This is a genomic window from Stenotrophomonas sp. GbtcB23, assembly GCF_019091045.1.
In the GTDB taxonomy this organism is placed as follows: Bacteria; Pseudomonadota; Gammaproteobacteria; order Xanthomonadales; family Xanthomonadaceae; genus Stenotrophomonas; species Stenotrophomonas rhizophila_A.
In genome coordinates this window covers 1-230 of sequence record NZ_JAGXKC010000772.1, presented here as the reverse complement: position 1 = coordinate 230, position 230 = coordinate 1, and the positions used below count along the sequence as shown (strand labels likewise).

The following is a 230-nucleotide window of genomic DNA, read 5'->3' as shown; positions in this document are numbered from 1 at the left end:
TCACTACCCCTACCTGCCCACCGCCCCCACCGAAACACCCACCGCCGGCACCAACCGGCCGTGCGGCGTGTACCTGCAGGGCCAGTTGGCCGCCGGCCACTGGCGCCTGACCCTGGGCGGCCGGTATGCCTGGACCAAGGACGACACGCTGAGCCCCACCCGGAACATCGCGACCGGCATCTCGCAACCGGGTGCACACAACGTGATCAAGAACGAAGCGTTCACCGGTC

The 230-nt window shown here is 68.7% G+C and carries 1 protein-coding gene; it reads left to right on the top strand.

Annotated elements, in window-relative coordinates; translation table 11 throughout:
- Positions 1-230, top strand: a 230-nt coding sequence (locus tag KVS69_RS20875; protein ID WP_217540267.1) for a TonB-dependent receptor, incomplete at both ends; no start/stop codon positions are given.